Annotated in this window: 24 protein-coding genes, 1 tRNA gene and 1 pseudogene; 11 read left to right on the top strand and 15 right to left on the bottom strand. The window is 69.1% G+C overall.

The window, feature by feature from the left end; translation table 11 throughout:
* Positions 1-288: 288 nt before the first annotated feature.
* Positions 289-837 (bottom strand): hypothetical protein, encoded by a 549-nt coding sequence (locus tag DEI95_RS02045; protein ID WP_146243568.1) that lies wholly within the window; start codon positions 835-837, stop codon positions 289-291.
* Positions 838-903: 66 nt separating this feature from the next.
* The gene (locus DEI95_RS02040) at positions 904-1,476 is read right to left on the bottom strand and encodes a GntR family transcriptional regulator (protein WP_111059220.1); all 573 of its coding nucleotides are present in this window, start codon (positions 1,474-1,476) and stop codon (positions 904-906) included.
* Positions 1,477-2,075: 599 nt separating this feature from the next.
* Between DEI95_RS02040 and DEI95_RS02035 the strand changes: the two genes are divergently transcribed.
* Complete coding sequence (locus DEI95_RS02035; RefSeq protein WP_111059219.1) at positions 2,076-2,912, top strand: hypothetical protein; 837 nt, start codon at positions 2,076-2,078, stop codon at positions 2,910-2,912.
* A 214-nt stretch (positions 2,913-3,126) separates the two neighbouring features.
* Positions 3,127-3,348, top strand: a pseudogene (locus tag DEI95_RS17075) (HAD hydrolase family protein); the annotation flags it as partial.
* A gap of 104 nt (positions 3,349-3,452) precedes the next feature.
* On the opposite strand, the gene DEI95_RS02025 reads toward DEI95_RS17075, so the two are convergent.
* The 4 genes from DEI95_RS02025 to DEI95_RS02015 all read right to left on the bottom strand — a co-directional run bounded on the left by DEI95_RS02025 (position 3,453) and on the right by DEI95_RS02015 (position 8,101).
* Positions 3,453-3,986 carry a hypothetical protein gene (locus DEI95_RS02025; protein WP_111059218.1) on the bottom strand — a complete coding sequence of 178 codons (534 nt, stop codon included), beginning with the start codon at positions 3,984-3,986 and terminating at the stop codon, positions 3,453-3,455.
* Positions 3,987-5,697: 1,711 nt separating this feature from the next.
* Positions 5,698-6,081: a hypothetical protein gene (locus tag DEI95_RS02020; RefSeq protein ID WP_111059217.1), complete on the bottom strand. Its 384-nt coding sequence runs from the start codon at positions 6,079-6,081 to the stop codon at positions 5,698-5,700.
* 976 nt (positions 6,082-7,057) lie between these two features.
* Positions 7,058-7,627 carry a hypothetical protein gene (locus DEI95_RS16395; RefSeq protein ID WP_146243566.1) on the bottom strand — a complete coding sequence of 190 codons (570 nt, stop codon included), beginning with the start codon at positions 7,625-7,627 and terminating at the stop codon, positions 7,058-7,060.
* A 90-nt stretch (positions 7,628-7,717) separates the two neighbouring features.
* Complete coding sequence (locus tag DEI95_RS02015) at positions 7,718-8,101, bottom strand: hypothetical protein (protein ID WP_111059216.1); 384 nt, start codon at positions 8,099-8,101, stop codon at positions 7,718-7,720.
* Positions 8,102-8,418: 317 nt separating this feature from the next.
* On the opposite strand from DEI95_RS02015, the gene DEI95_RS02010 reads away from it, so the two are divergent.
* A complete protein-coding gene (locus tag DEI95_RS02010; protein WP_111059215.1) occupies positions 8,419-9,405 on the top strand; it encodes a hypothetical protein in 987 nt (328 codons plus the stop codon).
* Here the strand turns inward: DEI95_RS02010 and DEI95_RS02005 are convergent.
* The gene (locus DEI95_RS02005) at positions 9,390-9,959 is read right to left on the bottom strand and encodes a Helicase associated domain protein (RefSeq protein ID WP_111059214.1); all 570 of its coding nucleotides are present in this window, start codon (positions 9,957-9,959) and stop codon (positions 9,390-9,392) included. The genes DEI95_RS02010 and DEI95_RS02005 overlap by 16 nt on opposite strands.
* A 441-nt stretch (positions 9,960-10,400) precedes the next feature.
* On the opposite strand from DEI95_RS02005, the gene DEI95_RS01995 reads away from it, so the two are divergent.
* Positions 10,401-11,294 (top strand): phage integrase family protein, encoded by an 894-nt coding sequence (locus DEI95_RS01995; protein WP_146243565.1) that lies wholly within the window; start codon positions 10,401-10,403, stop codon positions 11,292-11,294.
* Entirely contained in the window at positions 11,291-13,135 is a 1,845-nt protein-coding gene (locus DEI95_RS01990) for a hypothetical protein (RefSeq protein ID WP_111059212.1), read from the top strand. Before DEI95_RS01995 ends, DEI95_RS01990 begins: the two co-directional genes overlap by 4 nt.
* Positions 13,136-13,380: 245 nt before the next feature.
* Here DEI95_RS01990 and DEI95_RS01985 read toward each other — a convergent pair.
* Positions 13,381-13,452: transfer RNA gene (locus DEI95_RS01985), tRNA-Gln, on the bottom strand.
* 79 nt (positions 13,453-13,531) lie between these two features.
* Here DEI95_RS01985 and DEI95_RS01980 point away from each other — a divergent pair.
* Positions 13,532-14,026: a MarR family winged helix-turn-helix transcriptional regulator gene (locus DEI95_RS01980; protein WP_111059211.1), complete on the top strand. Its 495-nt coding sequence runs from the start codon at positions 13,532-13,534 to the stop codon at positions 14,024-14,026.
* Positions 14,027-14,056: 30 nt separating this feature from the next.
* Here the strand turns inward: DEI95_RS01980 and DEI95_RS01975 are convergent, their stop codons facing one another.
* The 7 genes from DEI95_RS01975 to glp form a co-directional block, all read right to left on the bottom strand.
* Positions 14,057-15,925, bottom strand: a complete 1,869-nt coding sequence (locus tag DEI95_RS01975; RefSeq protein WP_111059210.1) for an ABC-F family ATP-binding cassette domain-containing protein — start codon at positions 15,923-15,925, stop codon at positions 14,057-14,059.
* 375 nt (positions 15,926-16,300) lie between these two features.
* Entirely contained in the window at positions 16,301-16,699 is a 399-nt protein-coding gene (locus DEI95_RS01970) for a PLD nuclease N-terminal domain-containing protein (RefSeq protein ID WP_110890413.1), read from the bottom strand.
* Between the two features lie 230 nt (positions 16,700-16,929).
* Complete coding sequence (locus DEI95_RS01965; protein ID WP_111059209.1) at positions 16,930-17,565, bottom strand: hypothetical protein; 636 nt, start codon at positions 17,563-17,565, stop codon at positions 16,930-16,932.
* A gap of 37 nt (positions 17,566-17,602) precedes the next feature.
* Positions 17,603-18,040, bottom strand: coding sequence for a molybdenum cofactor biosynthesis protein MoaE (locus DEI95_RS01960; RefSeq protein WP_110890417.1), 438 nt, complete (start codon positions 18,038-18,040; stop codon positions 17,603-17,605).
* Entirely contained in the window at positions 18,037-18,555 is a 519-nt protein-coding gene (locus DEI95_RS01955; RefSeq protein ID WP_110823552.1) for a molybdenum cofactor biosynthesis protein B, read from the bottom strand. The genes DEI95_RS01960 and DEI95_RS01955 overlap by 4 nt, the downstream gene beginning before the upstream one ends.
* Complete coding sequence (moaC, locus tag DEI95_RS01950; protein WP_110823551.1) at positions 18,552-19,022, bottom strand: cyclic pyranopterin monophosphate synthase MoaC; 471 nt, start codon at positions 19,020-19,022, stop codon at positions 18,552-18,554. Before moaC ends, DEI95_RS01955 begins: the two co-directional genes overlap by 4 nt.
* Positions 19,019-20,278 (bottom strand): gephyrin-like molybdotransferase Glp, encoded by a 1,260-nt coding sequence (glp, locus tag DEI95_RS01945; RefSeq protein WP_258367402.1) that lies wholly within the window; start codon positions 20,276-20,278, stop codon positions 19,019-19,021. The genes moaC and glp overlap by 4 nt, the downstream gene beginning before the upstream one ends.
* A gap of 124 nt (positions 20,279-20,402) precedes the next feature.
* Here glp and DEI95_RS01940 point away from each other — a divergent pair, with 124 nt between their 5' ends.
* The 5 genes from DEI95_RS01940 (at position 20,403) to DEI95_RS01920 (ending at position 24,729) form a co-directional block, all read left to right on the top strand.
* Positions 20,403-21,263, top strand: a complete 861-nt coding sequence (locus tag DEI95_RS01940) for an MTAP family purine nucleoside phosphorylase (RefSeq protein ID WP_110823550.1) — start codon at positions 20,403-20,405, stop codon at positions 21,261-21,263.
* Entirely contained in the window at positions 21,260-22,330 is a 1,071-nt protein-coding gene (locus DEI95_RS01935; RefSeq protein ID WP_110823549.1) for an NAD(P)-dependent oxidoreductase, read from the top strand. Before DEI95_RS01940 ends, DEI95_RS01935 begins: the two co-directional genes overlap by 4 nt.
* Positions 22,331-22,652: 322 nt before the next feature.
* On the top strand, positions 22,653-23,387 hold the full coding sequence (locus tag DEI95_RS01930; RefSeq protein ID WP_110823548.1) for a glycosyltransferase family 2 protein: 735 nt from the start codon (positions 22,653-22,655) through the stop codon (positions 23,385-23,387).
* Positions 23,388-23,428: 41 nt separating this feature from the next.
* Positions 23,429-24,064, top strand: a complete 636-nt coding sequence (locus tag DEI95_RS01925) for a DUF2064 domain-containing protein (protein ID WP_111059208.1) — start codon at positions 23,429-23,431, stop codon at positions 24,062-24,064.
* A complete protein-coding gene (locus DEI95_RS01920) occupies positions 24,061-24,729 on the top strand; it encodes a bifunctional 2-polyprenyl-6-hydroxyphenol methylase/3-demethylubiquinol 3-O-methyltransferase UbiG (RefSeq protein ID WP_111059207.1) in 669 nt (222 codons plus the stop codon). Before DEI95_RS01925 ends, DEI95_RS01920 begins: the two co-directional genes overlap by 4 nt.
* Positions 24,730-24,767 lie beyond the last annotated feature (38 nt).

The raw sequence follows: 24,767 nt of genomic DNA, 5'->3' as shown, positions 1-24,767 counted from the left end.
GATGCGGCTCCGTGTGAAACCACGCCTCGGTGCTTCAGCGGCGGAAGCGGCTCGAGCTCAACGCACGTCGCCGTCCGTGGAGTCGTCTGCTGGGTCCGTTGACGGTCGATGATCGGTCGCTGGGTTTTGGGGCTCCGAGCCCCGCCGCTTCGCCAACCATCGACCGCCGGCGGTGATCCCGGCGGACGCGACGCTGATCGCAACGCCGATGAGCACACCTTCGATGCGTCCTTTTCCGACTCCTTTGTGGAAGCCGTTACCCCATGCTGGGTTGCCCATGCCGCTCCTTCAGGTGCTGTCGTCGCTGATCTCGAGGGGGTGCAGGATCCCCTCCGCGATAGCGTAGGTCAGCCAGAGACGATCACTCAGTGTGGCGAGCCTGACCGCGATTTGTTCAACGTCGGCTGCTGTGAACTCGGTCCTGGTTGTCCCATTCTTCCTCGTGCGCTGCGCGATCGCTGGCTCTCGGGGGCCTCTTAGCCAGTAGGCGTGCAGCAGGTGGTTGCGGTCCTGCATTGCCGCGAAGATGGCGTTCGCGTCCTCCTCGAACATGCGGCGCACCTGGTCGTCGACGGCGAGCTCGCCGATCAGCGCGGTCGTCTTCTCGAAAATCGCGGTGAAGGTCATACCTTGCACCTGCGCTTCTTTCGCGGTGAACGATCTGCTCGAGGTGCGGATGAGAGCGGCAGCGAGCAAGGGAAGGGTGCTGTCAATGCGGGCAGACCAGTAGGCAACGTGGCCCAATGCGATGAGATGGTCAGCGGCGAGGCCGGTATGCAGGACCTCCCAGTTCTGATCGCTTCCTGGAGTGAGATTCTCGGATGCGGCATCGGTCATTCGGCGAGTGTCCCACTTCTCCCGCTCCACTGGAGGATTGTCTTATAGAGCGCTGAAGCCATCGGTTCAGGCTGAGGCGAGAGCCGTTGCCGTTTCCGTTGCGCGGGCCCAGTCGATGTGCGCGTCTTGCGCGGCGGCGTGGAAGACGACTCGTCCGCGGACTGCTCGCTCGGTGTCGGCGTACAGCGCATTGCTCTTAGCGGCGACGAGTGCTCCGATGGCGTCGAGGAGCGTCCGGTATGCGGCGATGTCGTGACTGGTGATGCCGCGCTCTGCCTCGCGGGCTGCCTGGGCAGCAGCCCGTCGCGCGCTGGCTGGTGCGGCCTCTGCTCGTCGAAGCGCTCCGCCGTGGAGAGCATCGAGGAGCTCCGCTGCTTCGTCGTGCGCGGCACCCGAGAGGTTTGCGATGCGGGTGTACCGGTTGGCGGCCATCTCCACGAGTCCTTCTGACTCGAGTCGGGCGATCGCTTCGCGGACGGGGGTGCGTGAGACGCCGAGCCAGGCGGTGAGCTGGTCGTCGTTCAGGCGTTCCCCGGGTTCGAGCGTGCCGTCTTGGATCGCCGCGAGCATCTGGGCGTACACGACGTCTCGGAGGAGGGTTCGTGGAGTCGCAGTCTTCGTGGGCTTCGGTACTGGCATGTGTACATCGTATACCAGAGCCGGTCGACTTGCCATGAGAGCAAGTGTTGAGTAAAACAGTGTCCGCTCACACATCAGATTACTTAGCGAGGGAAGGGCTGCCGTGCCGCACTCGCCGACACACCGCCGCATCGAACCCGCGGACCTGCATCTGCCGCCGACACGACCGATCGACATGAGTCACCTAGTTGGGTCGGTGCTGGGTTCGGATAAGCGTGTGCGCCCGAAGCCCCGGGCGCTGCCATGAGGCACGACCGAACTTGGTCTTTTGAGCTCGCTCGGCGGGATCCAGCCGAGTGGCGACGTCGGGGGCTGACGCCACCGAATGAACTAGCGGCACTCGTGCAAGCCCGCCTCGACGGCATGCCCACCGAACCTGCGTACGGAGACTTCTTCCGACCCGTGCACTGAGCTCGGGATCGACAGTGAACGGCCGACCGGTATTAGTTGGCCGTTCGCCGTCTCAATGACCGGTCGACTAACGGACACGAGAGGTTCGGTAGCCGACCGGCTCGCGGGCAACGCGCACTCGAACCTGTGCGGCCAGCCAAGAGATGTTCGGTCTAGGTACCGTGTGCTCGACGTCAGGAGATCTGCAGATGAATAAGGAACGGCTCAACGAGCGCCGCGCCAAGGAGATCGTTCAGCGCGAGCTCGGCATCTCGCTCGATCACTCGGACAAGAACGGGGGAGTGGATTACCGCTCCCAAGACGGTTCGATCGCGGTCGAGGTGACTCGGGTTACGGACGAGGATGTGCGGAGGGGGTTGCGAGCATTGAGCGAGTCGGACAAGTCTCCGGTAACGGGCACGCCGCTTCGAGCATGCTGGTTGGTCTTGACCTCGCAGACGGCTCCTGGGCTCAAGACCTTGAAGCAGCGAGTGCGTCCGCTTGTCGCTCAGCTTGAGCAGGCCGGGCTGGATTCCTTTTTCGATCAGCGGGCGCAGCGGCACCTACTCCAGGGCGGCGAGCACGCCGATCTCTACCGCGCGTTGCTTCAGATGAAAGTCGAGCGCGCTCTGGCATCACCGGATTCGGCGGCGCGTGATCCGGATCACCAACACCGCGTGTATGTCGCGGTTGGCGACGGTGGTAGCGCATCCGGCAGCAACGAGGCTGTCGCGCTATTGAGCGAGGCGCTTGCGGTGACGACCGACAATGCGGGAAAACTCAACGCGTCAGGCGCACCGCAGCGCCACCTGTTCGTCTGGATCGATGGCGCGACCCCATTCGCCATCGAGCGCGCGCTCAGCCACCGGCCGCCGTCTTGGGACGACGACGGCGAAAACGGCTTCGGCCTGCCAACCGAGTCTCCGACGCTGGACCCGGCATTCACTCACTTGTGGGTCGTGCACGAGGGATCGGGCCGCGGCTGGCTCTGGGATGGTCACGCCTGGCGGTCTCTTGAGGATGTTCGCTTAGAACCTCTGGCTTGAGGATCTCCCCTTGATCAACGGCGTCGACGAGGTGGTGTCCTGGTGCCGAAGGCACAAGATCGAACCGGTTCTCGCCTCGCTCGCTTGGCAACCCGTCAGCACATCGATTGCCCGGCGGTACGGCTTCACCCCCAACGGTGGACCGCGTGTCGCCGTGTCTTGATCCACGTACGACGGCACCGTCGCCGAGCACTTCGACGAATACGACAAGCGCGACCGGGCACTCGCCCTAGCTATCGAGCGCGGACTTTCAGCGGACAAGTGCTGCGCAATCGGTGACAGCCGCTCCGACCTGCCGCTGTTCGAAGCGGTTCCAGCGTCCCTCGCTCTGAACGCGGGCGACGCCGCCCGCGATGCCGCAACAGCGGCAATCAACACCGTCGACCTGACCGAAATCCTCGCGTGGCTCCAGGAGTGGGAACGCGATCTCGACTGAGCACCGGTAATCGATTAATCACGGAGACGTCAGGGGCAGGGCCAGTCCTCTGGTGCCGATAGGGGGACGGCGATGACCTGCGCAGCGTCTCGGTGAACGATCCTCTACCGGCCGTGCGCTGCCCCGTGGCGGTCTGACTCGTCGTCTCGAGTGTCTGCTTTCGGCTGTCGTAGAAGAAGACCTGAGCATCCCGCGGCCAGGCAACCGCAGGCGGCGGCCGCCGGCAGGACAAGTTGCCAACCGCCCGCCGTCAACAGGAGACCGCCGACGACAGCAGCGACGAACGCCAGCACTCCCACAACGACCGATGCACGGCGGACCGGATGCGCCACGAGCTCGTCTTCCGCGCGGTTTCTCACGATCACTCCGACGCGCGCGACGGCAGCGGCCACCACGACTCCCAACGGGATCGCGACCTCCGAGGCGACAGCCACCGACTCCCAGCTCACGTAGCTGTACCTGATCTTCCCGAGACTGAACATCCCGACCGCGAAGATCGCACCAGCGAGGACGACTACAGCAGGAAACGCAGCTCGGCGCGGACAACTGATTGCCGAGTTGTCTCGAGATGCCACCATGTCGTCAGGGTAGATCGCGGCGGGCGCGAAGATGCTGCCAGCGTCGATCAACGCGCTCACCGATAGCGGATCCTCGAGTGGGATCGAGTCTGATTCGATGTTTCCCTCAGAACCAACGGAGGAGGAACTGCTCGAGCACGTTCCGCACGACTCCCATCGGTCCAGGCGCCGGTTCCCCCGAGTCACGTCCAACGCTCTTGAGGAGCGCGCTCTGCGCAGCGTCGTACTCGCCGCGTTCAGAGTCGGTGAACGCGTCCGGGGCCATGGTTCGACTCGCGCTGACCGCTTCGAGCCGACGGAAGCCGTAGTGGAACGCGACTGGCCGCGGCGCAGCCTGGATCAGCTGTAGCAGACGCGCGTGTGAGTGGCTGTCCGAGCAGCGGGCAGCACGACCGATGAAATCGGTGAGACCCCGGAGTCCTGCTTCAGTTGAGGCAGACCGGATCTGAATGAGTCGAGCACGGCTGCAGAGGTCGTACAAGAGTGCTTCATCCATCGCGGTCCTTCCCCAACCTGGGCACAAGCTTGCCACGGGGGACCGTCCCGGCGCTCCGCAGTGGTGCACGGTAGGGGATCCGCTACCGGGCGCTGCGCCGGAAGTAGGGCGGAGTCTGCCCTCCTTTGCGGCGCCCGCAACCGTCTGCGACGTCACTGGAGCAGTGGCTGCACGGCGTTCCGCTCCTCAGCGCGACGCTCGGGATCGATACACGACGGACGCGATGAGGCAGATGCCACCCAAGATCACGAGCGGGATACCGAACACGAGACCTCCCGTGCCGCCGTTCACAAGCTGCGCTACGCCGGCAAGCAGCACAGCTAGTCCGCAAAGGAGAAAAACCCAAAAATTCTTCATCACCACAAGCTAGATGTTCAGACGCAGGCGTGGCTGCGACGTCCCGTTAGCCGGTCGTTCACCGGTACACGACTGGCGGCGACAACCACGACAACTTGCCCGTGTCCTGCTTGACCTGGGGATTCCCGTATGACTGTCCCGCGAAAATGCCCGGTGAAGGGGCGCTAAACGCAACACCGCTCACGTACCCGAGCAAGGGTGCAGGACTTCCTGTCGGGGGACGCCAGCGCGGGGACCAGATCGCTGCGCGCCCCGCTCGAGCACGTCCCCGCCGAACGCCGTGTTCACCCCGCCAGCGACCTAGCGCGCACGGCACGCTGCTCCTGACTCGCCGGGAGACGACCCCTGACGAAGGCAGCACCGAGGAACGCGCTCCGGCGACAAGTTGTGAGCGAAGGAGACAAGTTATTCGTGCGGCGACAAGAAAGGAATCAGGACCTCACCCTCGCGGAACCGGGTGCCTGTCCGCAGTGGCGAAGCGACCTTCGTGTGGCAGCGGACTTCGCTGACTCGGTCACGGAACACCCACTGCGGACAACGAAGTGGTTCCAGGGACAAGATCACACCGGCAAGGACAAGTTAGAACCAGAGTCCACAACAACAGGGAGCAAGCTCCGCGACATCGACGAACCGCGAGAACATCCCGTGGAACGCCATGGTGACGGTGTTCATCCCCTCTGGCTCGTCACTGAGCAGCACGGACCCGCCGACTGCACTCACTCGGACATCGGGGAGTCGACCTCGTCCGCTTCCCCGAGAAGCAAGAGCTGGCTGTTCGTGCGGACCCCCAGCGAGGCAACCAACCACCGCTTCAGGCGCAGACCGGCGCGCGCCCTAGTGACAGGACACGTGAATCGCTGACAACAAGCCTTGTGGCCCGACATTTTGTCCATGGCCCCGTCCGGAGTGTCGTTCGGTCTACTTGCGCGGTACTCCGCCGTTGAACGCTCCGACGATCGCGAGCTGGTTTCGGAGGCGAAGCCCTTCCTCGGTTTCGCGCCACATCGAGCCCCGCGTGTGACTGACGCCATCCTGAGAAGTCCAGCTGTACGAGATGTTGCCTGCTGGCGTCTCGTCGTTGACCGGCACCCAGCAAGGCTCCACCGGCGGCGTGACCACCTCCGAGTAGATGGCCCGACGCAGGAACTCTCGACGCGAGATGCCCTGTTCCCCGCTCACTTCTCCAGCCATGAATCTGTCTTCGAGGAGCTGTTCGAGCGCCTCGTAGTCCGCGTCGCGGATGGCAGCGTGGAAGCGCCGTTCGAGGATCTGCAAGCGGTCTTGGGATGGTGCGTCAGTCACGCTCCAACACTTCCATGGGTCGACGAAGCCGCAAAACCACCGGAACGCCCAACGCGCCCGGCCGGACAGCGTACGGAGTTCGCTTTGGCGATGCAGCATAGGACGGCGGTGCCTCCGCTGAGCAACTATGAGCGCTCTCTTCTCCGAGCCGGGTCGATCTTCGCGATCGATGTCGAGCCTCGGTCCCACCGCACCTCATCTCGGGTTTCCGGACGGCAAGCCGGTGCTCCGTACGGCCGGCCGTTCGCTCGTCCGGCGCCGGCTACCGGTTGCGCGCACACGCGATGCTGGGAGCAGGAGCCGCTCCTGGCGCAGCTGCGCGGCGACCCAAATTGAGTGCCGCCTTCGGCGAGGGACTCTTGTCGCGCATCCCCGCGACAGCAGCAAGTGCTGCTCCGAGGTACTCGACGAAGCTTGCTCAGGAGCGCTGGCAGCACGTCCGGCTGTTCGTGCTGGATGTTTTACCCCGGGTCTGATGGAGGGTCTCAATTCACGGGAGGACGAGAGTCAATAGAGCACCGAGGAAGTACCCGGAGGAGCTTCGGGAGCGAGCGGTCAGGCTCGCCGTGGATGCCCGCCGCGAGCCCCAACACCAGAGCTGTTGCGCTATGTCGGATCGGTGAGCGACTAGGGCGCCGGCGTTAATCGGTGACGGCCGCGACTCGCTGCCCGGGAACGGTGCGGATGGGACATTGCCTGTGGTGAAGGGTGGTTCTCTACGATCGAACCGGTACCAATGACCTTCAGCAGGGCGCGAACGGTCACCTCCGAGCACCCACTCGGGCTATCGGATGGTGCGCTCGTTGATGACCTCCCAGTCCCGGTGGCCAACCGAGGCGAGCAGGGCCAGGACTCGCGGGCCAAAGTGTCCGGATGCGTTGGCCTCCGCCGAGCTCTTGACCGTCTGTCGCCACTCGGTGCTCCATACGGACGCCCAGGCGCGGATGAAGTTGAGTGAGTTCGTCGGCGAGGTCCGCTACCGAGCGTCCGCTCGGTTTCGATTCGGCCGCTTCCGACCTGTGGTGGTCCCGGCGGGACGGTTCCGCCACTGGCCCTTCTCGTTTACTGTCCTGGAACGCGGAGCAGCGCGGTGCCCTCGGAGGGCACAGTCCGGGCAGCCAGCGGGGTGCTTGTACGTGTGGTTGTCCGGACGCACAGAGAAAGCGCCGTGGTCGGTGCACACCACGGTCACGTCCGTCTTGGCGTCGACGTAGATGACTTCGCTGTAGTCGTAACGTTGCCCGTGGACCTGTACCGCTTTGGCGACGAAGCGGTCACGACGGACTTCCACGCTGGCATTGAAGCCCTTGCAGTCGCGGCATCCCTGCCCACGCTGCGGACCCCAAGGGGTGTCTCGAACTCGCCGGTGCTCGCGCGGCGCCTGCTCGAAGGGGCCGTGCTCGGGGCAGATGATGGTGACCTTGGTGTCACCGTTGACGTAGTTCCGTCCAACGTGGGTGTAGTCGTAGCGGCCGTCGTGCAGCTTCGTCGCGAACGCGATGAACTCGGCTGCTCGTTCTTCGCGGGTGGCGGTGCGGTAGTCCAAGGGGTCCTCCAGGAGTTGGTCTCCTGGCCCCTATGCCGCGCTGCGCCGATCAGGTCGCGGATCTTCCCGGTCGGGCGTGTCGTCAGTGCGCTACCGGTGCAGCTCCCCTCCATTGAAGGCACGCTGCTGGGCAAAGTACTGACGTAGCCGCAGGCCTTCGTCCGTCTCGCTCAACCAGGAGCCGCGCCAGTGTTCGACGCCTTCGGCGTCGTTCCAGCGATAACTGATCTTCCCGGGCGGCGTTTCGTCGTGGTTCGCAATCCACCGCGGCTCGGTGTTCGGAACGACGAACTCTGCGTAGATGGCTCGGCGGAGAAACTCGCGGCGCGAGATCTGTCCTTCGCCTCCAATCTCGGTTGCCGAGAAGTCGGCATGAAGAAGCCGTTCGAGGGCTTCGTGGTCGCCGTCACGAAGCGCGGCGATGAAGCGAAGTTCGAGGGTCTGCAAGCGGTCTTGAGAGGGCGCATCGGTCACCGTTCAGCCTTACGTGAAGCCGCCGCCCCTGGGGACCGGCACGAAGGTGTGACACGCCCGACGGTCACAGCAACGACCCGCTCCTCGGCTCGTCGCATAGGTCGGTTGTGTCGTTCTTCACCGCGCATGAGCGCAATCTTCTTCGTTCAGCTATCGCGCCCGTGGATGCTGTGCGTCCTCAGCGGTTGCGCGTCCCCTCGGGCATCAGCGGCCGTCCTATGGGTGCTGCCTACGGTCGCCCGTTCGCACGCCCGGCCCCGGTCTCCAACTGTGCGCACACGCGATGCTGGGAGCCAACGCCGCTCTCATTCGCTCCCGTGGGCGCGGAGAATCAGTGTTCAGCCCTGGGCGAAGGGACTCTTGTCACGCGCCTTCAGCCGAGCGCCGCGCACGCCATTGCGACATACACCCCGCAGCTCGCGGCGGAGCGGTGGCAGCGCATTCGTTTGTTCGTCCAGGACGCGGTGGCGGTCATCGCACCGGCATGTGCCTGGCTCGCGGAGCGGTTGATGGTCGTCGTCGCCGGGCACGTGGACTGGGTTGTGAACGTGTGTGAGTACCCGTTGCAAGCAGCGGTCGTGTTCCACCCGGTGATGATCCGCCGCTACATCAGCCGCGATGACGTCGAGCGGAGCGACAAGACCCGGCGTGACTATCGCTCGCTGCTGCTGCGGGTCTCGGAGGTCGTCGTTCCGACCGCGGATCCGCTCGAGTTCTCTGCACTCAACGGTCAGTCAGTGACGATGCCGTACACCGACCTCGAACTCAGTTTGCTCGAGTCCTGGGCCCGAGGACAGGCCAACGCACAGCGCCGCCGAAGCGCGAGTGTGCTGCTTGCGCTGTCTGCAGGAGCCGGCTTGGACGCCTGGGAAGTGCAGCACCTCCAACACAGCGACGTCTGCGTCACGAGCTCCGGGATCGTCATCGATGTCACCGGCGCAACGCCCCGGCAGAGCGTCGTCAACCAGCGGTGGGAGCAACTCCTCCTCGACGGACTCCGAGGCCTGAGCGGCGACCGCCTCGTGTTCGGAGCCGCCGACCGCGAGACCACCTTCAACATCGTGACGAAGTTCATCCGTCACACCGACCGGGGCAACGAGCCGAACCCAATGCCCACACGGATGCGGGCCACCTGGATAGCAGGACACCTCGCCGCACAAACGCCCGCCGACCTGCTCATGCGCGCTGCCGGCACCACCAAAGCAGCACATCTCGCAGCGTCCCTCGTCCACGTCCCAGACCTGCACACCGCGGTTCATCGGCGACGTCTGCTTGCCGAAGCCCGCGGTCAGAGCACCCGGTAGCGTGCCGCGCGGAGCCGTGCTGCCCGGTCGGCGCGGAGCTGCCCGCGGCTCTCGAGCGCGCGCTGATGCGCAACCCACCGCCCGATCATCACCTCTGCCGGGTCGGACGAGCGGCGCCGCGGAGCAAACCCGTGCGCTTCCCAGAACTCCTGATGCTCAGCAAAGCGCGCAGACCACGTCGAATCGCGCGGGGACCACGCGAAGCCCGGAACCGCCTCCAGCCGCCGCTTCTGGTAATCGAGGTAGCCACCCGAGGCGTGCGCCTGACGGAAGTACGCCACCGTGTCAACCAGCGCCTGCTCGTCGGTCGCTGGACGTGGCCGCCGCGAATCTGCGCGAGGCATCCGAGCGTGTTGTGCAACGAACGCGTCCAGGCCGTGCACACGCAGGATCCATCGACGCACGAACGGTTCGACTGCTGCGGTCTCGTCGATGTCGGCGAAGAAGTAGTCGATGCTGCGTCGCTGATCGAGGGTGAGCTGCCGTGTCGGCAGCGCGCTGAGTGCTTCGTACTCGGACCGCAGGAGAGCAAGGGAGGGGGTAGGGGCGGGCATGGGTTCCTCTCCGCGACCGGCTTTCGATCGCGGAGCGGGTATGCGCGGAACGGGTCAGAACTTCGCTGGCGGAACGGCATGTCCGCCGGCCGGGTCCACGAACAGGACCAACTGGGCGGAGCGGATCACTACGGTTACCGGGTCCACGACGCAGGAGAGGAGCGCGAACCGCATGCACGCGCCCTCCTCACCTTCGTCGCATGCAAGGCCCGAAATGCCCTCGAACGGGTCACACACGGTGGCACTGAGAAACCCGGGCGTGTCGCGCTGCAATCCGCGCCAGCAGTGGGAACCGAAGGCGTCGGATCATCGATCTTGGATTTCACGGCCGACCCGGACGGGAGCGTCCCGCATAGGGATGGCATGCGAACGACTCCGAATCGATTCAGCCGTCAACTCGTCGAAGCACGCTGCGCCTGCCTACTGCTCCTGGCGGCTACTGTGACGTACGTCCCGACGTTCCCTGCGGACCGCTGGGATCAGATCCGTCGTTTCGTGCTCGATGCCTCGGCCGAGGCTGCCGCGGCGTCAACGATCACGGCTGAGCGTCTCCTCGTCGTCGCGGCGCCGTACGTCGACTGGGTCGTCAACATCAACGGCTACCCGACCAAAACGATGGTCGTGTTCCACCCGGTGATGGTCCGCCGTTACGTCACCCGGGCCGATGTCACCTGGACCGACACGACCCGCCGCACGTATCGGTCGTTGCTGATGCGCATGTCCGAAGCGCTCGTCGGCACCGTCCCGCTCGAGTTCTCCGCAACCTCGCCTCAGAGCACTGCTGCTCCCTACGACGACCTCGACCTGCACCTGCTAGAAAGCTGGGCAACCGGCCAGTCAACTGCCGCGCGCCGCCGCAGCGCTGGCGTCGTCCTCGCTCTCTGCACCGGGGCTGGCCTGAAAGCCAACGAACTGCTCCAGGTCCGCCGACGCGATATCACCGTCGACGCCGACGGGATCCTCGTCAGCGTCGCATGCACCGGACGCGCGGTGCCCCTTCTCGCACGCTTCGAGCCCCTGCTCCTCAACGCGATTGCGAATGTCGCCGAGGACGACTGGGTGTTCGGCTCACCCAAGCGCGTCAAGCACGGCATCAGCACCCTCACCACGTTCCTCTACGACACGGACCGCGGCAACGAGCCCGACCCAGTGACCACGCGCATGCGGAACACGTGGATCATCACCCACCTCATCGCCGGCACGAACATGCGGGCACTGATGACCGCCGCAGGCGTCACCAAGTTCGAACACCTCGACCAACTCGTCGCCCACGTTCCCGCTCTCGGCGCTGCGTCTTACCGCCAGCAGCTCCGCGCCGAGGCGGTAACACGATGACCGCTCCGAAGGCGAAGCATCACGACTTCGAGAAGGCCGAAAAGTGGATGCAGGACTGCTTCGGCATGTCGATGCTCATGTACCTCAAGATGGGCAAACGAGACGCCTTCCAGCGGGCCGTCCGGGAGACGAGCAAGGTCATTGCACTCGGTGGCATCGAGGAACTCCTTGAGCAGTACTGGCTAGAGGACCACCCGTCCCGCCGAGGCCGCCACGCGTACATGAGCACGACGAGCGCCATGGCGCTGATGTTCGTCACAATGCGCGTAAAAGGCACCGTCAGCATCCGCACGGGCGCTGACCTCCTCGTCGACTCAACGAACGAAGAGCTCGAAATGCTCGGCATCGACCCCAGCATCTTCGACCGAGGAGACCTCTACGACGCCTACTGGCGGGCAGTGCACCGCCTCAAAGACCTGCTCGACCGCGACCCCGGCCCCCGCTGGCGACGCCCGAGCCCGGCGCGTCTTGCCGAGATCGAGGAGGAGTTCTACTCTGACCCCGAGCGCCTAGAGCTGCTCGAGGGACGCATGATGACCATCTGCAACCAGCTGCTCCAAGGGACCTGGCTCCTTCTTCCCAAGGAGCTCCGCGAACGCATGCACGGCACTGCGGCAATCGATGCAACCGTCGTACCCGTCGCCGGCATGCAGAAGAACCTCGACAACATGACGGGCGACGACACCGCATCCGTCAACTACGGCTGCGGCTTCTACGTTCGCGAGGGTGACCACGACGGCACGAACTCTGCTCCCAGCAAGCGCATCTTCGGTCGCGAAGCCGAACTCGGCACGCTCACCCGGAACAATCCTGGAGCGGACATCGACGCTCCACTCTTCATCATCTGGTTCGGCGGCCACAAGCCCGGCGAAGTGCATGGCCAAGGCAAGCGCTTCCTCGATTCCTGCAAGGAACGCGGCATTCCGATCACGACGGTCATCGCTGACCGCGCGTACCTGCCCGGCGCGAAGTCCGAGGACTTCCAGCTCCCCATCGCAGCGCACGGCGCGAACGCCGTCATGGACTACCCACACGACAAGCTCGGCATCCAGGCCTACTACGCGAGCAAGGACGGCAAGCACGACCTCGTCATGTGCGACGGCTCCTGGTACCCCTCATTCATGCCCGAGACCCTTAAGCTCGCCGAATCAACCTGGGCGGAGACTCGAATCGCCGCATCGAAGATGACGAATCCCGTGGCTCGTGAGGCGACGCTCGCCGCGGGACATGACCTCGTCACCAAGCGTCGCGAGCAGCGCGCGAAGTATCGACTCAAGCCGCGGGGCCGCCACAACGCCGACGGCTCGCGCCAGTACTTCTACCCGACCGGACTCGACCCCATCGACTTCGACAAGACCACCGGTGAGCAGTTCAAGACCCCCATCCCCGGCAAGACCGTGAAGATCCCCGGCGTCCTCACTGCCGATCCGCGCAACGACGGGGACGGGACGAAGCACCTCAAGTTCGGACAAGAGTTCGAATACAAGTCCGAAGAGTGGCGCCGCTGGTACGGACTCCGCAACACGATCGAATCCGTGAACTCGCGAGTGAAAGACCCCCAGGCAGAGGGACTTCACGACCCGCTGAACCGCCGGGGTCGTGGCCCGTGGTTCGCAGAGATCGCTGCAGCGCTTGCCGCCGCTTCCCAGAACCTCCGCCGCCTCATCCATTTCCTCCAGGACCGTCTCGCGCTCAAGCGCTTGAGCGCCAAGAACCGCAACCACTGGATGACCTACGCCAAGCAGAACCCGAACGCACGGGTCGAGCCGTTCGAAGCCACCGAAGCGGACTCCGAGCCCCCGGAGTACTACCTCGTACCCATCGACGAGCTCCTCGGCTAGGCGCCCTCGCTCGCCCCGAACTGAACAATCAACGACTTCGCTCGGCAATCGAGCCGATGCCCCCTGCCCGAAAACAGGTCAGGGGGCCTTCGTCGTTCACGGAACCGCCTGCTCGCCATGGGCTCGGGCTCACCGAACGGCCAGGACGAGGTCCAGAGCACTGCTGAGCCACACTCTGGCGGCGCCAGCAGCCTTCACAGACAAAAGAATGACCAGGAATCCCGCAAAGACCGAACACGCCCGAGCTCCGCCTCCAGGATTCGAACCCGGACCTAACGGCACCAAAGGCCGTCGTGCTGCCATTACACCAAGGCGGAACGCCCCCGGAGGAGCCCGACCATCTTCCCATGTGCCCGACACTGGTCGTGCGCCGCCGATCCACGCCATGATGGACGGATGCCGCCAGAGGACGAGGTCGACCGGATCGTCGCGGCGTGGGGGCGGGAGCGCCCGGACCTGGACTTCGCCCCGCTCGACGTGCTGTCGCGGGTCGACCGGCTCGCCCGGCACCTGGACCGCGCCCGACGTCAGGCGTTCCAGGCGGGCGGGACGGAGCCGTGGGAGTTCGACGTCCTGTCGGCGCTCCGGCGCGCGGGCGACCCGTACGAGTTGAGTCCCAAGGCGCTGCTCCAGCAGACCCTGGTGACGAGCGGCACGATGACGAACCGGGTGGACCGCCTCGCCGCCCGCGGGCTCGTCGCCCGACGGACGGATCCCCGTGACGGTCGCGGTGTCCTGGTGACGCTCACCGACGCCGGTCGCGCTGCCGTCGACGCGGCGATCGCCGACCTGCTGCAAGCCGAGCGGGACATCCTCGCCGGCCTGTCCGCGGGTGAGCAGGACCAGCTCGCGGGCCTGCTGCGGCGCCTCATCCTCGGCCTCGGTGACTGACGCCGACCGGCACTGCCGTTGGAGCCCGGGCTAGACCCCGAGCTGCTCCGCCACCTCGAGCCACCGCTCCTCGAGCTGCTCCACCTCGGCATCGAGGTCGGCGAGCCGTCCCTGCAGCTTCCCGAGCCCCTCGTAGTCGGATTGGTCGTGCGTCGCGAACGAGTCGAGCAGCTTCTTCCGGTCGTCCCCGAGCTTGGCGATCCGACGGTCGAGGGCCGACATCTCCTTCTCGACGGTACGGCGCTCGGAACCGGACAGGGTCGGCGCAGCGGCCGGAGCCGAGCCGGTCCCCGCTGCCGGACGCAGCCCCGAGGCGGCGGCGACCGCGGACGCACCGGCGGTGTCGGGCCTCCCGGCCGAAGCGGCGGCAGCCGCCGACGCCGTCGTACCGCCGCTGCCGGAGGCGCGCAGGCGCATGTACTCGTCGACACCGCCGGGTAGGTGGCGCAGGTGCCCGCCGAGGACGGCGTACTGCTGGTCGGTGACGCGCTCCAGCAGGTACCGGTCGTGGCTGACGACGAGGAGGGTGCCGGGCCAGGTGTCGAGCAGGTCCTCCATCGCCGCGAGCATGTCGGTGTCGAGGTCGTTCGTGGGCTCGTCGAGGATCAGGACGTTCGGCTCGTCGAGCAGGATGAGCATGAGCTGCAGGCGGCGCTTCTGCCCACCGGACAGGTCCTTGACCGGCGTCGACAGCTGCTCGGACGTGAAGCCGAGGCGCTCGAGCAACTGCGACGGCGTCATCTCCTTGCCGTCGGCGACGTAGCTCGTCTTCTTGCGGGCGACGACCTCGCGGACGCGGTCCTCGGCGAACTGCTGCAGGTCGGCGAGCTGCTGGTCGAGTACCGCGATCTGCACGGTCTTGCCCGTCTTCACCCGGCCCGTGGTCGGCTGGAGCTTCCCGGAGACGAGGTTGAGCAACGTCGACTTGCCGGCGCCGTTCGGGCCGAGGATGCCGGTGCGCTCCCCCGGGGCGATGCGCCACTCGACGCCCTCGATGATCATCGTGCCGTCGAACGAGACGCCCGCGTCGATGAGATCGACGACGTCCTTGCCCAGACGCGCCGTCGCCGTCTGGGACAGGGCGACGGTGTCGCGGACCGGTGGGACGTCGTCGATGAGGGCGTTGGCCGCGTCGATGCGGAACTTCGGCTTGCTCGTCCGCGCCGGGGCACCGCGGCGGAGCCAGGCGAGCTCCTTGCGCGCCAGGTTCTGCCGGCGCTGCTCGCTCGACGCCGCCTGCCGGTCACGTTCGACGCGCTGCAGGATGTACGCCGCGTAGCCGCCCTCGAAGGGCTCGACGACGCCGTCGTGCACCTCCCACGTGTCGGTCGACACCGCGTCGAGGAACCACCGGTCGTGGGTCACGACGACCATCCCGCCCTGGTTCGACGACCAGCGGCGGTTGATGTGCTCGGCGAGCCACTGGATGCCCTCGACGTCCAGGTGGTTCGTCGGCTCGTCGAGGAACAGCACGTCCCAGTCACCGACCAGCAGGCGCGCCAGGGCCACCCGCCGACGCTGCCCACCGGACAGTTCGTCGACGGTCTCGTCCCAGGGGATGTCCGACACCAGGCCGCCGATGACGTCGCGGATCTTCGGGTCGCCCGCCCACTCGTGCTCGGCGAGCTCACCGACGACGACCTGCCCGACCGTCATGCCCTCGGGCAGGACGTCGCGCTGGTCGAGGTACCCGATCGTCACGCCGCGACGGTGCGTCACCCGGCCGGTGTCCGGCTCGAGCCGCTGCGCGAGGAGGGCGAGCAGCGTCGACTTGCCGTCACCGTTGCGCCCGACGACGCCGATCCGGTCGCCCTCGTCGAGGCCGATGGTCACGCTGTCGAAGACGACACGGGTGGGGAACTCGAGATGCACGTTCTCGGCGCCGAGGAGATGAGCCACCTGACCAGGGTAGGCGGGCGCGGGGGCGGCCCGCGCCGCGGGCGGCGTGGCGACGAGCTGTCGGCCGGGATCGGCGGCGGCCGGGGGCTCGGGTGCGGCGGCGCGGCGGCCGGAGGCCGGGCGGCGCGGCGGCCGGGGGCTCGGGTGCGGAGGCCGGGGCGGCATGGCGGCCGGGGGCGGCACGGCGACCAGAGGCCGGGCAGCGCGGCGGCCGGGGGCTCGGGTCCGGAGGCGCGGCGGCGAGCTGTCGGCCGGGCTCGGCGGTGCGGTCCGGATCCGGCCAGCGGCATCCGGTCCGAACCGCGGACGCCCGTGGTTCGGGCCGGAGATCGTCGTGCGGGTCCGCGCGGCGCCGGACCGTCCTGGAGGCTCGGCTCAGCTCGCGGGGCTCGGGTCGCCCTCGCCAGCGGCTTCCTTCGCCCGCTTCAGGCGCGCCTGGGCTTCCCAGTACTCGATCTCACGTTCGAGCTCGGCGAGTTCCTGCTCCGTGCCGGAGATCCGCTTGTCCCCGTGTGCGACCTTGGCGGCGCCGAGCGTGGCGTACCCGTCCTCGTGGCGCTTTGGTTCGACGTACCGGCCGTGGTTCCGGGGGCCGGCGCTCCAGTCGTGGCCGATCGCGAACCACACGATGCTGCCGACGAACGGCAACAGGATCACGAGGATGATCCAGGCGACCTTCGGCAGGCCGCGGACCTCGCTGTCGGGGCGCGTGATGATGTCGATCAGGGCGAACACGAGCAGGACGACGCTCACGCCGGACAGCAGGATTCCCATGGTCCGGATACTAGGGAGTCTCGAGGCGGCGGCGCTACGCCCGTGTTCACGGGGCGGTGCCGGGCCGACTCCTGCGCGGAACCGACAGATCACCGCGGAAGTCCGGCGGCCTTCTGTCGGTTTTCCGACCCAGTGCAGCCGGTCCAGCCAGCCCGGCCCAGCCAGCCCGGCCCAGCCAACCCGGCCCAGCCAACCCGGCGCCGCCGACCCGGCGCCGCCTGCCGCACGGGTCAGGGGTACGTGACGGCTGCTTCCCACGGCGTCGGCGACGACCGCAGCGCTCGTCGGACCCGGGCGACGTCGAGCCCCGCGTACAGGGCGGCTCCTGCCGACAGGACGGCCGCGACGCCGTACAACGCGCCACCCAACGGGGCCGCGGTCGAGCTCCCGACGGCGAGGGCGGCCAACAACGCCGAGTACCAGGTCGTCTCTTCGATCCGGTGGGGAGCGGCACGGAGTACGGCAGCCGCGCGGACGATCCGGAGTCGGTCCTCCGGTGCGCGGACTCTCCCGTCCACGGCACGAGCGACGGCGTGCCGCTCCCGCGCGGACAGGACCGTCGTCACCGTCGGGAACGCGGTCCCGACGACCCGTCGACTGCGCGCGGCGACGACCAGGCGGACGACGACGGACACGACAGCCGCTCCGACGAGGACCATCCCGACGACGAAGTGCGCCACGTCGTCCTCTCCCCGCGGCAGCAGGACGAAGCCGGCGATCGCGGCCAGGAGCGCCGCCAGGCCGAGTCCGATGCTCCACCTCGTCCACGGCGTCACCCGGAGGAGCGACTGCTCGTGGGCGAGCACGCGTTCGGCGTCCTCGTCCGCTGCGGCCCACCGTCGGGTCACCAGGTCGTCGATGGTCACGACTCCCGATCGAACACCACTGCGCGCACCGCCGTCATCAGAGCGCCGCGACCCACTCGTCCGTCCCGTCGGTGAAGCGCTGGTGCTTCCAGATCGGCACCTGTTCCTTGACGAGGTCGACGAGCGCCCCGCACGCCGCGAACGCTTCAGCGCGGTGCCCCGACGCCACCGCCGCGGCGAGCGCCACGTCCCCGATGCCGAGCGCGCCGACACGGTGCAGCACGGCGATGCGGACCTCCGGGTGCTGCTCGGCGATGGTGCGTGCGACCTCGGCGATGACCTCGCCGGCGCTCGGGTGCCGTTCGTAGTCGAGCGCGGTGACGCCCTTCCCGCCGTCGTGGTCGCGGACGACCCCCGCGAAGGTGACGACCGCGCCGTCGTGGTCGGAGGCGACGACCCGCGAGACCTCGTCCACCGTGATGTCGCGGTCGACGACGTCCGCGACGACCACGCGGTCCGCGGCTCCGGCGCTCACGAGGCGCTCCGGGGAGCGTGACCGTCACCGTGCAGCTGGGCGAGCAGGTGGTCGAGCAGGCCGTCGAGCACGGCCAGGCCGTCCGCCACCCCGCCACGGGACCCCGGCAGCGTGACGACGAACGTGCCGCCCCCGACGATGCCGGCGACGCCACGGCTGAGGAGCGCGGTCGGTCCGGCTCCGGCCAGTCCCCGCCGGCGGATCTCCTCGACGATGCCGGGCAGTTCCAGGTCGAGCAGGGGTGCGACGGCCTCCGGGGTGCGGTCGGTCGGCGTGACGCCGGTCCCGCCCGTCGTGATGACGACCCGTGCGCCACCGGCGACGGCAGCGGCGAGGGTGTCGGCGACGGGACCACGGTCGGCGACGATCACCGGGTCACCGACGGCGAAACCGCGGTCCCGCAGCCAGTCGGCGATGACCGGCCCGGTGCGGTCGAGGGCCGGGTCCGTGGCGGCCGAGGTCGACACCACGACGACGGAGGCCCGTCCTCGGTCCGGGACGGCCGTGTCGTTCATCGGGCACTCCAGTCGCCGGAGCGGCCGCCGCGCTTCTCGAGGACGCGGACGTCGGTGATCGAGGCCGTCTTGTCGACCGCCTTCACCATGTCGTAGACGGTGAGCGCGGCGACGCTCGCACCGGTCAGGGCCTCCATCTCGACGCCCGTGCGTGAGGTCGTCCGCACGGACACCTCGACGACGACTCGGTCGTCGGCGCCGGAGATGTCGACCTCGACGCCGGCGATCGGCAGCGGGTGGCAGAGCGGGATGAGGTCCGAGGTCTTCTTGACGGCCATGATCGCCGCGATGCGGGCGGTGCCGATGACCTCGCCCTTCGGCAACGAGCCGTCCAGGATGCGTGCGACGACGTCGGGTCGGGTGACGAGCGTCGCGGTGGCGGTCGCGGCCCGGGCGGTCACGTCCTTCTCGGAGACGTCGACCATGTGGGCGCTGCCGTCGGCGCGGACGTGGGACAGGTCGGTCATCGGATGCTCCAGACGGTCAGGGAGTCGCCCGGCTCGACGCTGGCGACGCCGACGGGGACGTGGACGAGGTGAGTGGCTTCGGCGTAGTGCCAGAGCAGGTGCGAACTCGGGCCCCCGACGAAGTGCACGCGGCCGTCGACGACGGTCCCACGACGGACCTGGTGCTTGTCCGCGGGCGAGGTCGCGGGCTCGGCCGCCGGCAGGTCCGCGGTCGGACGGTGCTCCGGCAGCCCGACGGCGCGGGCGAGGACCGGGCGGAGGAACACCTCGAACGAGACGAGCGCCGAGACCGGGTTGCCGGGGAAGGCGACCACCGGGACCGATCGACCGGCGACCGGGACCGATCCGAGCGCCTGCGGCCCGCCCGGCTGCATCGCGACCGGGGTCACGACGAGTCCGCGGGGTCCGAGGGCCTGCCGGACGACCTCGTACGCCCCCGCGCTGATCCCCCCGGTGGTGAGCACGACGTCGGCCCAGTCGCCCACGGCGTCGTCGACGGCGCCGAGGATCCGGTCGGGGTCGTCGGGGACCCGGACCTGGCGCGTGTCGACCCCGACCTCGGCGAGCGCGGCGGAGAGTGCGACCCCGTTCGCGTCGCCGATGGCGGCCCCGGCGCGCAGGTCGGTGTCGGCCGTCGACCCGGGGTCGAGCAGTTCGCTGCCGGTCGACACGACGAGCACCCGCGGGCGCCGGACCACGTCGACCGTCGTCACGCCGGCGCCTGCCAGCGCACCGAGCACGGCCGGGGTGAGGGGTTGCCCGGCCCGGGCGATCGGAGCACCCGCGGCCAGGTCGGAGCCGGCGACACGCACGAAGGCCCCCGAGGCGAGGTCGGGCGGCACCGGCACGTCGTCGGACTGCAGAGCGGCGGGGAAGGACCCGGCGGGCGTGGACTCGACCGGGAAGACGGCGTCCGCCCCGTCCGGGATCCGCGCTCCGGTCATGATCGGGGCCGCGGTGCCCGCGCCGAGCGGCGGGGGCACGACCCCGGCCGGGATGGGTGCGCCCACCCGGACGGTCGTACCGGCGTCGGCGGCGCGGACGGCGAACCCGTCCATCTGGCTGTTGTCGAAGGCCGGCAGGGGCGTCGGCGCGAGCACGGTGGTGGCGAGCACGCGGTACCCGTGGCCTGCTCCGGACTCCACGGCCAGCGCGACGACCGACGACGACTCCGGCGGCAGCGACGACCCCGCGGTCGGCAGGGCCGGTCCCACGAGCGCCTGGACCGCGTCCCGGTGCTGACCGATCGTTCGCACGCGCGCCTCCGAATGGTCGTGACGTGGCGCCGACAGGACGACGGCACCACACGCGGGCCGCTCCTGGCCCGCATCTGTAGCGTAACGACGGCGCCGACCAGCGCCGAGGACGACCGGAGGACCTGTGGAGAACGAGAAGACGACGACGATCGGCGTGATCGGCGGCTCGGGCCTGTACGAACTGTTCGAACCCGGCACCGCGGACGAGGTCGACGTCCCGACGCCGTTCGGCCCGACCTCCAGCCCGATCAGCATCGGCACGATGTCCGGCCGCCGGGTCGCCTTCCTCACCCGCCACGGCCGGGCCCACTCCGTCGCGCCCCACCGCATCGAGCACCGCGCGAACCTGTGGGCACTGCGCTCCCTGGGCGTCCGCGCCGTCGTGTCCTCGAGCGCCGTCGGCGGCCTGCACCCGGACTACGCCCCCGGGACCTTCGTCGTGACGGACCAGCTCATCGACCGGACCTGGGGCCGGGCCGACACCTACTTCGAGGACGAGGTCCAGCACCTCTCCTTCGCCGACCCCTTCGACCCGGTGCTCCGGCGCGCGGCGATCGACGCCGTCGCGGCGCTCGACGTGCCCTTCCGCCCGACCGGCACGTGCGTCGTCATCCAGGGCCCGCGGTTCTCGAGCCGCGCCGAGTCCGTCTGGATGCGCGAGGCCGGCGGCCACACGATCAACATGACGATGACGCCCGAGGTCCCGCTGGCCGCGGAGCTCGGCATCGGCACGGTGAACCTGTCGTTCGTGACCGACGCCGACGCGGGCCTGGCCCCGGTGACCGACGAGACGACGAGCACCGACGCCACGACCAACACCGAGGCGCCGGTCACGCACCAGGCCGTCATGGACCGTCTGGCCCGCGCGAACGAGGTCATCGTCCGCGCCATCGGCTCGATCGTCGCCGCGGTCCCCGAGGACTACACGCCGCGCGAACTCGTCCCGGCGAGCGCCAGCGCCCGCGTGATGGACCTCCGCCCGTGACCCGGCTGCTCGTGACCGGCGGCGCCGGGTTCATCGGCTCCGCGATCGTCCGGCAGGCCCTGGCGGCGGGACACGAGGTCCGCGTCCTCGACTCCCTCCGCACCGACGTGCACGGCGACCCGGAGGCCGTCGTCACCGCGCACCGGACCGCGGGGATCGAGCTCGTGCACGGCGACGTCCGTGACCGTGCCGCCCTCGACGCCGCGCTGCAGGACGTCGACGTCGTCTGCCACCAGGCGGCGAAGGTCGGCCTCGGTGTCGACTTCCAGGACGCGCCCGACTACGTCTCGAGCAACGACGCCGGCACCGCGCACGTGCTCGCCGCGATGGACCGTCTCGACATCGACCGGCTCGTGGTCGCGAGTTCGATGGTCGTCTACGGTGAGGGTGCGTACAGCACCGCCGACGGCGACCCGATGCGCCCGCCGGCCCGCCGCCGCGAGGACCTGGACGCCGGCCGCTTCGACCCGATCGGCCCCGATGGTCGGCCGCTCCGACCCGGGCTGATCGACGAGTCCGCCGCACTGGACCCGCGGAACGTGTACGCCCAGACGAAGGTCGCGCAGGAGCAGCTCGCCTCGTCGTGGTCCCGCGCCACGGGCGGCCGCGCCGTCGCCCTCCGTTACCACAACGTCTACGGCCCGGGCATGCCGGCGAACACGCCGTACGCCGGGGTCGCGTCCCTGTTCCGCTCGGCGCTGGCGCGGGGCGAGGCGCCGCGCGTCTTCGAGGACGGGGCACAGCGCCGCGACTTCGTGCACGTCGACGACGTCGCGGGAGCGAACCTCGCCGCGATCGACGCGACCGGCTCCGCGCCGTCCGAGTCGTTCCGCGCCTTCAACGTCGGTTCGGGCACGGTGCACACCATCGGCGAGATGGCCGCCGCGATCGCCGGTCCGGACGGTCCGCAACCGGTCGTGACCGGTGAGTACCGCCTGGGTGACGTGCGGCACGTGACGGCGTCGTCCTCGCGGATCGCGGACGAGCTCGGCTGGCGCGCGCAGGTCGACTTCACCCGCGGCATGCGGGAGTTCGCGACCGCGCCGCTCCGCGCGGCCGTGCGCTAGGTCCGGGCTCCCGCGCTGCGGCACCCGCGGCGACCCCGTCCTGTCCCCCGAACAGGGCCGGGAGGCGCGTGGCGGCCCCGCCACGGGCCTCCCGGCTCCCACCCCCTCCGGGCGGGCACGGTCGCACCACAGCGCGGTCCGCCGCGCGTCGGCACACCGCGGACGGTGCGCAGAACGGCCGTCGGGGGACGCGTTCACTGTCCCCCGACAGCCGGGATCGTGTTTGCTCGTGTGCATGACGCAACACCCCGCCGCCGACCCCGACGCCGGACCGCACCGCCAGGACGACAGCTCGACCAGTCGATCCGACGGAGGGCACCGAATGGTCTCCATGAGCGTCGACGTGATCCTCCCCTGCCTCGACGAGGCGGACGCCCTGCCGCAGGTGATCGGTCGGCTCCCCGAGGGCTACCGGGCGATCGTCGTCGACAACGGCTCGACCGACGGCTCGGCGGACGTCGCCCGCGCGCACGGCGCCCTCGTCGTGACGGAACCGGTCCGCGGGTTCGGCTCCGCCTGCGCCGCCGGCGTGGCAGCGGCGACCGCCGACTACGTCGCCTTCTGCGACGCCGACGCCTCGATGGACCCCGCCGAACTCCCCGCCCTCGTGCAGCGGGTCGCGGACGGTCGGGTCGACCTCGCCCTCGGCCGCCGTGTCCCGACGAGCCGCGGCGCCTGGGCCCCGCACGCACGCTTCGCGAACCGCGTGCTCGCCGTCCTCATGCGACGTGCGACCGGCTACCGACTGCACGACCTCGGCCCGATGCGCGTGATGCACCGCGAGGACCTCGTCGCCCTCGACCTCCGCGACCGCCGCAGCGGCTACCCGCTCGAGATGGTCCTCGCCGCCCACGCCGCCGGGTGGCGCGTCGACGAGTCGGACATCGGGTACGCGCAGCGCATCGGCGACAGCAAGGTCACCGGGACGCTCCGCGGGACGGTCAACGCCGTCAAGGACATGTCCCGCCTGCTCCGTGCGTACCGCCGGGAGGCCCGGACCCGCTCCGCCGCGCCCGTGTCGGTCCGCCAGCGCGTCGCCGCCGAGGCCCGCTCGTGACGGCCGCGCGCACCACGGGCGGACCCGGCACCGACGGGCCCATGGGCATCACGGTCGCGGTCGTCGCGAAGGAGTGCCTGCCGGGCAAGGTCAAGACGCGCCTGACCCCGGCACTCTCCCCCGAGGGCGCCGCACGGGTCGCCGCCGCGAGCCTCGCCGACACCCTCGCGACGGTCTCCGCGCTCCCCGCCGCCCGCCGGGTCCTGTTCTTCGACGGCGACGTCCTGCCCGAGGGCGCCGAGGGCTTCGACGTCGTCCACCAGCCCGGTGGCGGGCTCGACGAGCGCCTCGGGTTCCTGTTCGACACCGTGGACGAGCCGCTCCTGTTGGTCGGCATGGACACCCCGCAGGTGTCCGCCGACGCGCTCGCCCCGGTGTTCGCCGGTCCCGAGCGGGACGCGTGGTTCGGTCCGGCGGAGGACGGCGGGTTCTGGTCGCTGTACTTGCGCGAGCCGACCGGCGACCTGCTGCGTGGCGTGCCGATGTCGCAGGACGACACCGGCGCCGTGCAGCTCGAGCGTCTGCGGTCCGCCGGACGCGACACGGGCCTCCTGGCCGAACTGCTCGACGTCGACACGCTGCCCGACGCCGAGCGCGTCGCGGCCCTCGCACCCGCAACGCGGTTCGCCGCGGCCCTGGCCGCCGAGTCCGCGACCACCTCCGGAGGTGTCCGATGACCGACACGACCAGCACCGTCCAGGCCTTCGGGGCCGGTGGCGACGAGCCGTACGCCCGCGCACTGCGGTCCGACGGCCGGCTGCGCCTGACCGACCCCACGCGTCCCGGCGAGGTCGTCACGATGGACGTCGGCCGGTGGAGCGCCGCCGCGGACCGTGTCGACGTGTCGTTGCTCGAGGGCGCCGACGGCCCGGTGATCGACCTCGGGTGCGGACCGGGCCGGATGCTCGTCGCCGCACTCCGGATGGGCCTGCCCGCGCTCGGTGTGGACGTCTCGGCGGAGGCGGTGGCGATCGCGCAGCGCTCCGGCGGACGCGCGGTCCACGGATCGGTCTTCGACCCGGTGCCGGACGAGGGCCGGTGGGACACCGCGCTCATCATCGACGGGAACATCGGCATCGGCGGCGACCCGGTCGCGCTCCTGGCCCGAGCAGCGCAGATCGTCCGGACGGGCGGCCGCGTGGTGGTCGAGACGAACCGCGATGCCGACGCCGACCGCACCTACACCGCCACGGTGACGGACGCGGACGGCCACGCCAGCTCGGCCTTCCCGTGGGCCGAGGTCGGCCTGCCAGCACTCCGTGCACACGCCGCCGCCGCGGGGCTCACCGCCCGTCAGAGTTGGACGGACGGCGGTCGGCACTTCTGCGAGCTCGTCGCCTGAGCCGTCCTTCTTTTGCATCATGCAAGAGAAGGACGTAG

It is taken from the genome of Curtobacterium sp. MCBD17_008 (assembly GCF_003234475.1).
Lineage (GTDB): Bacteria > Actinomycetota > Actinomycetes > Actinomycetales > Microbacteriaceae > Curtobacterium.
Note: the sequence above shows the minus strand (reverse complement) of the source record. Positions and strands in the feature narration are given on the sequence as shown.